Annotated in this window: 6 protein-coding genes; 5 read left to right on the forward strand and 1 reads right to left on the reverse strand. The window is 31.5% G+C overall.

Going from position 1 to position 6302, the window contains the following annotated elements; translation table 11 throughout:
• Window positions 1–389: 389 nt before the first annotated feature.
• Complete coding sequence (gene graF, locus KA858_RS06215) at window positions 390–509, reverse strand: glycopeptide resistance-associated protein GraF (RefSeq protein ID WP_011276152.1); 120 nt, start codon at window positions 507–509, stop codon at window positions 390–392.
• Window positions 510–658: 149 nt separating this feature from the next.
• Here graF and auxA point away from each other — a divergent pair, with 149 nt between their 5' ends.
• The 5 genes from auxA (at window position 659) to ptsP (ending at window position 6234) form a co-directional block, all read left to right on the forward strand.
• On the forward strand, window positions 659–1954 hold the full coding sequence (gene auxA / locus KA858_RS06220; RefSeq protein WP_210135254.1) for a lipoteichoic acid stability factor AuxA: 1296 nt from the start codon (window positions 659–661) through the stop codon (window positions 1952–1954).
• A gap of 188 nt (window positions 1955–2142) precedes the next feature.
• Window positions 2143–3315 (forward strand): class I SAM-dependent rRNA methyltransferase, encoded by a 1173-nt coding sequence (locus tag KA858_RS06225; RefSeq protein WP_210135255.1) that lies wholly within the window; start codon window positions 2143–2145, stop codon window positions 3313–3315.
• A 57-nt stretch (window positions 3316–3372) separates the two neighbouring features.
• The gene (locus KA858_RS06230; RefSeq protein WP_053022619.1) at window positions 3373–3915 is read left to right on the forward strand and encodes a hypothetical protein; all 543 of its coding nucleotides are present in this window, start codon (window positions 3373–3375) and stop codon (window positions 3913–3915) included.
• Between the two features lie 334 nt (window positions 3916–4249).
• Window positions 4250–4516 carry a phosphocarrier protein HPr gene (locus tag KA858_RS06235; protein ID WP_011276148.1) on the forward strand — a complete coding sequence of 89 codons (267 nt, stop codon included), beginning with the start codon at window positions 4250–4252 and terminating at the stop codon, window positions 4514–4516.
• A gap of 2 nt (window positions 4517–4518) precedes the next feature.
• Window positions 4519–6234 carry a phosphoenolpyruvate--protein phosphotransferase gene (ptsP, locus tag KA858_RS06240; protein ID WP_053029141.1) on the forward strand — a complete coding sequence of 572 codons (1716 nt, stop codon included), beginning with the start codon at window positions 4519–4521 and terminating at the stop codon, window positions 6232–6234.
• Window positions 6235–6302 lie beyond the last annotated feature (68 nt).

Consider the following 6302-nt stretch of genomic DNA (forward strand, 5'->3'; position numbering starts at 1 on the left):
CTTTGCTGGGGCCCCGACTCCCAACTTGCTTTGCTTGTAGAATTTCTTTATGAAATTCTCTTTGTTGGGGCCCCGAACCCCAACTTGCTTAGCTTGTAGAATTTCTTGATGAAATTCTCTTTGTTGGGGCACCGCCCGCAAGGATGACTAGAACTGAGAAAAGCTTGATTTAAGTGCCTTCTCAGTTCAGTCAGCTACTGCGAATTTGAAAAATAGTTTCATTATATTATTTATGTCCCGGACTCGAAACATTATGAGTTGATGGTCTTAAATACCTTTGAAAATGAAAAAGAACTGAGAAGCGCATGAAATAGAGCGCCATCTCAGTTCGGTTAGCTACGCAAATGAATGAGTGAAGCTGTAGCCTTTATAAATAATTGCTTTAGTAATTAATCTAAAGTGTCTTGAACATCTTTTTTAGTTTGTTCGATGTCGTCAGTTTTTTCTTCTTTTTGTTCTTTTAATTTTTCTTCTACTTCTTTTGCTTTTTTAGCATCTTCGTTTGTCATAATGAACACTCCTTGTTAGATTAATGTTTACAATTTAAGTTTACCCATATAAAACTAGGATAAACTTATATAGGTCTCAAGATGTATTTTATTGTTTAATAAAGACAAGATTAACATCTTACTATATAATGAATTTTGAGGTGAACAGTATGTCTTTTCTTAAGAAACACACCGAGATTATTTTTAGTTATATTGTCGGTATCGTTTCACTCTTCACGGGTCTCATAATACTTATAAATTTACCTTTAATTAATAAATTAAAGGATAAAGATAAAGTTGAATTAAAAATTCATAATTTATGGGATTTCCTTAATGCATTCTTCAGTGAAATTATTAGAGTGATGAGTAGGTTCATAGGCAACTTTCCTATTATTAGTGCAGTCATAATTATTCTGTTTGGTATTCTTGTAATGCTTATTGGTTATGCATTATATAGAACTACGAAATATGATTACGACATCTCAATTTTCTTTTTAATTATTGGGATTTTATACTTCCTCATTTCAATTACTTTAATGACTCAAGTATATAGTTTTTGGGCAATTATTTTTATTATTCCTTTTATTATTCACACAGGCTACATTGTATATAAAGATGAACTTAATGTTGCTAATAGAAAAAACCATTACTTATGGATTATCTTTTCTTACGGAATAAGTTATTTAATTACTCAAATTTCTTTATACGGCAAAATTGATGCCAATGAAATTGCACCAATAGATATTTTAAGTGTAAATACATTTTTCTTAGTAATGTGGTTATTAGCGCAAGCTTCAATTTGGAATTTCTTATTCTTAAGAAGATCCTTACCATTGACTAAAGAAGAATTGGGAGAAGAAGAACCTGAATTATCAAGAACAAGTAAAGGAAATGTTTCGAATCAGTCTAAAGTTCATTTTAAACAGCTTCAAGATAAAACATCAGAATATGCACGTAAGACGAGAAGAAGTGTCGATTTAGAAAAAATTAGATCAAAACGTGATAAATTTAAGAATAAATTCAAAAATGTATTTAATATTGAAGAAGATGATATTCCTAATTGGATGAGACGTCCGAAATGGATTAAACCGGCGTATGTAGAAATATTCTGTGGTTTCATTTTATTCCTATTTACATTTATTGAATTTAATAACAGAAATGCTTTATTTGTATCAGGTGAATGGGAACTATCTCAAACACAATATGTTGTTGAATGGGTAACTTTATTATTATTAATGCTAGTTATTATCACTTATATTGCAACGACATTTACACATTTCTTAAGAGGTAAATATTATTATTTACAACTCTTTATGGTTAGTATTCTATTCTTTAAATTGTTAACTGAATTTGTAAACATTATGATTCATGGATTATTATTATCAATCTTTATAACTCCAACGTTAATCTTAATGTTGATAGCGGTTATTATCGCATTTACGTTACAATTGAGAGAAAGACCTTAATGAGTTTAATTTTGATAAGGTGGTAACGTGAAATCTATGGTGACAAAATAGACTTCACGTTCCACCTTTTTTGTTTAATGTTGTTTTGTGTAAGGATAATTTTAAATTTGTTAAACTAGTGTTGAATGATAACGAGAGTATTGTATAAAATTCAAACTTAAAACAATCTAACATAGGAGCGTTTGAAAATGAAAATAGCCACATTAAATAGAGGTAAAGAAACAAAGTATTTGAATCACTATCCACTAGTAGATGAAGCGGATATTTATAACAATGATCATTTAAAAGAAGGCGACTTATTTTACATTATGAATGGTCAAGAACAGTACATTGCAACCGCATATGTTGGACGTCAACATAAGGGGCTAGGTTGGATATTAAGCTACGATCAAAATGAAACAATTAATACATCTTTTTTCGAAAAAAGATTTGAAATTGCATTACAAGAACGTGACTATTATTATCATATCGAAGGTACTAATGCGTTTAGATTATTTAATGCAGAAGGCGATGGCGTTGGTGGTTTAACGATTGACAACTACGATGGCCATTTATTGATTCAATGGTACTCAAAAGGAATATATAAATTCCGCTATAATGTCATTGAAGCGATTCAGAAAGTATTTCCATTTAAGTCAATTTTTGAAAAAATGCGTTTTAAAGATTCTGAATATACAGGTGGACATGTATTAGGAGAAACGCCTGAATTTCCAATAGTTATAGAGGAAAATTTCACATTTTATAATGTAGATTTAGATGATGGCTTGATGACAGGCATTTTCCTAGATCAAAAAGAAGTAAGAAAGAAATTACGAGATCACTTTGCAAAAGATAAGCATATACTCAATTTGTTTAGTTATACTGGTGCATTTTCGGTTGTAGCTGCTAAAAATGCGACTACAACAACAAGTGTGGATTTAGCCAATCGTTCACGCAGTTTAACGGAAGAAAACTTTGGTTTAAATGCTATTGATCCTAAAAGCCAGTATATTTATGTAATGGATACATTTGATTTTTACAATTATGCTGCGCGACATGGCAAAGTATACGACACGATTGTAATTGACCCACCAAGTTTCGCTCGTAATAAGAAGAAGACATTTTCAGTACAAAAGAATTATGATGATTTAATTAATGGCGCATTAAATATACTTGCTCCAAATGGGTCTCTATTATTATGTACAAATTCAAGTGCTTTTTCATTGAAAGCCTTTAAAAATGTTATTAAAACTACGCTTAATGAAGCAGATGTAGCATATGATATTGAGGAAGTAATGGGGTTGCCTAAGGATTTTAAAACGCACCCACACTATAAGCCGTCAAAATATTTAAAAGCTGTATTTATTAATATCAAGCATTAAATCATTAAAAATGGGTATACATGTTGAATGAATGATTTAAGAAAGGTGTGTCTTTAAATGGGCATTATGAATAAATTCACAAGTGGCGTTACAAATAAAGTTGGAAACAAAGTTTTAAATATTGAAGAAATTAAAGAAAAAAGTAACTTACCGACTACTAAAGAAGAATTAGCTGAACGCAGAGCAAAAGCGGAAACAATTGTGAAGAAAAAATCATTATTATCATCAAGCATGAGTATTGTGCCAATTCCTGGACTAGACTTTGGCGTAGATATTAAATTAATGCGAGACATTATTGAAGATGTTAATAAAATTTATGGTCTAGATCACAAACAAGTAAATACGCTTGGGGATGATGTGAAAGAACGAATTTTAGCAGCAGCAGCAATTCAAGGTAGTTCATTTATTGGTAAAAAAGTATCAAGTGCTGTGTTAAAAGTGGTTATTAGAGACATGGCAAAACGTGCTGCAGCGAAACAAACGAAATGGTTCCCTGTGGTTGGACAAGCTGTTTCAGCATCAATCAGTTACTACTTCATGAACAAACTTGGGCGCGAACATATCGAAAAATGTGAAAAAGTGCTTCATGATATTATTTAAAATGAAAATGTTGTAGTATAATTGGAGTAAGCTTAATGATAAAGGCTAAATAGTTATCATACGAATTTGTCTTAAATTATAATTTAAACCAAAGTTGTGACAGTGATTTTAATTTGTGCTGTTATGCATACGATAAGTAAGTAAAAATATTGAAGGTTAAAATCGACTTTTTACAATTTGAAACACTTGTTTATTTCTATAAAAACCAATTATAATAGTTTTTCAATCCTATTAGAATTGAATTTAGTAATATATTTTGGTAGTGTTATGGTATAAAATTATGTTAGATTATGACAAATTTGAATATTCTAACTTTGCGAAGGAGAAATAGATTATGGAACAAAAATCTTATGTAATTATCGATGAAACAGGTATTCATGCACGCCCTGCAACTATGTTAGTTCAAACTGCATCAAAATTTGATTCAGATATTCAATTAGAATATAACGGTAAAAAAGTTAACTTAAAATCAATCATGGGTGTTATGAGTTTAGGTGTAGGTAAAGATGCTGAAATCACTATCTACGCTGATGGAAGCGATGAAGCAGACGCAATTCAAGCAATCAGTGATGTCTTATCTAAAGAAGGTTTAACTGAATAATTATGTCAAAATTAATTAATGGTATTGCGGCATCAGATGGTGTCGCAATTGCTAAAGCTTATTTATTAGTAGAACCTGATTTATCATTCACTAATGAAAAAGTTACAGATACTGATGCTGAAATTCGAAAATTCAGAAATGCGTTAGAAGCTTCTAAAATTGAATTAACTAAAATCAGAAATAATGCTGAAAAGCAATTAGGTCCTGATAAAGCTGCAATTTTTGATGCGCATTTATTAGTACTTGATGATCCTGAGTTAATTCAACCAATCGAAGATAAAATTGCGAATGAAAAAGTAAGTGCTCCAGAAGCCCTTGATGAAGTTACTTCACAATTTATTACAATCTTCGAATCTATGGATAATGAATACATGAGAGAACGTGCTGCAGATATTAGAGACGTGTCAAAACGTGTGTTAGCACATCTTTTAGGTGTTGAATTACCAAACCCAAGTATGATTGATGAAAGTGTTGTTATCGTTGGAAATGACTTAACACCTTCAGATACAGCACAATTAAATAAAGAATTTGTTCAAGGTTTCGTTACAAATATTGGTGGTCGTACAAGCCATTCAGCAATTATGAGTCGCTCATTAGAAATTGCTGCAGTTGTAGGTACGAAATCAATTACTAAAGAAGTTAAGCAAGGCGATATGGTTATCGTTGATGGTATCACTGGTGACGTTATTGTTGACCCAACAGAAGATGAGTTAATTGCTTATCAAAACAAACGTGAACGTTTCTTTGAAGATAAAAAAGAATTACAAAAATTACGTGATGCTGAAACAGTAACCATCGACGGAGAACATGCAGAATTAGCTGCAAATATCGGTACACCTGATGACTTATATGGTGTAATGGAAAATGGCGCTGAAGGAATCGGATTATACAGAACTGAATTCCTTTATATGGGTAGAGATCAAATGCCAACAGAAGATGAGCAATTTGAAGCCTATAAAAAAGTGCTTGAAACAATGAAAGATAAACGTGTTGTAGTTCGTACGTTAGATATTGGTGGCGATAAAGAACTACCATATTTAAACTTACCTAAAGAAATGAATCCATTCTTAGGTTACAGAGCAATCCGTTTATGCTTAGATCAGCAAGATATTTTTAGAACGCAATTACGTGCATTATTACGTGCTTCAGTATATGGTAAATTGAACATTATGTTCCCAATGGTCGCTACAATCAATGAATTCCGTGATGCGAAAGCGATTCTTTTAGAAGAAAAAGAAAATCTTAAAAATGATGGTCATGATATCTCTGATGACATTGAATTAGGCATCATGGTTGAGATTCCATCTACAGCTGCATTAGCTGATATCTTTGCTAAAGAAGTTGATTTCTTCAGTATTGGTACAAATGATTTAATTCAATATACTATGGCAGCTGACCGTATGTCAGAACGCGTTTCTTACTTATATCAACCATACAACCCAGCTATTTTACGCTTAGTTAAGCAAGTTATTGAAGCTTCTCATAAAGAAGGTAAATGGACTGGTATGTGTGGTGAAATGGCTGGAGATGAAACAGCGATTCCATTATTACTAGGTTTAGGATTAGATGAGTTCTCAATGAGTGCGACATCTATTTTAAAAGCTAGAAGACAAATCAATGGTTTAAGTAAAAATGAAATGTCTGAATTAGCTAACCGTGCAATTAATTGCGCTACTCAAGAAGAAGTAAAAGATTTAGTTAATCATATTTCTAAATAATGTTATATAGATTAAACACCTTAACTGACGTTAAGGTGTTTTTTTACGGTTCTAAGAGAAATGCGGTT

It is taken from the genome of Staphylococcus sp. GDX8P80P, from assembly GCF_017893095.1.
GTDB classification, from domain to species: domain Bacteria; phylum Bacillota; class Bacilli; order Staphylococcales; family Staphylococcaceae; genus Staphylococcus; species Staphylococcus borealis.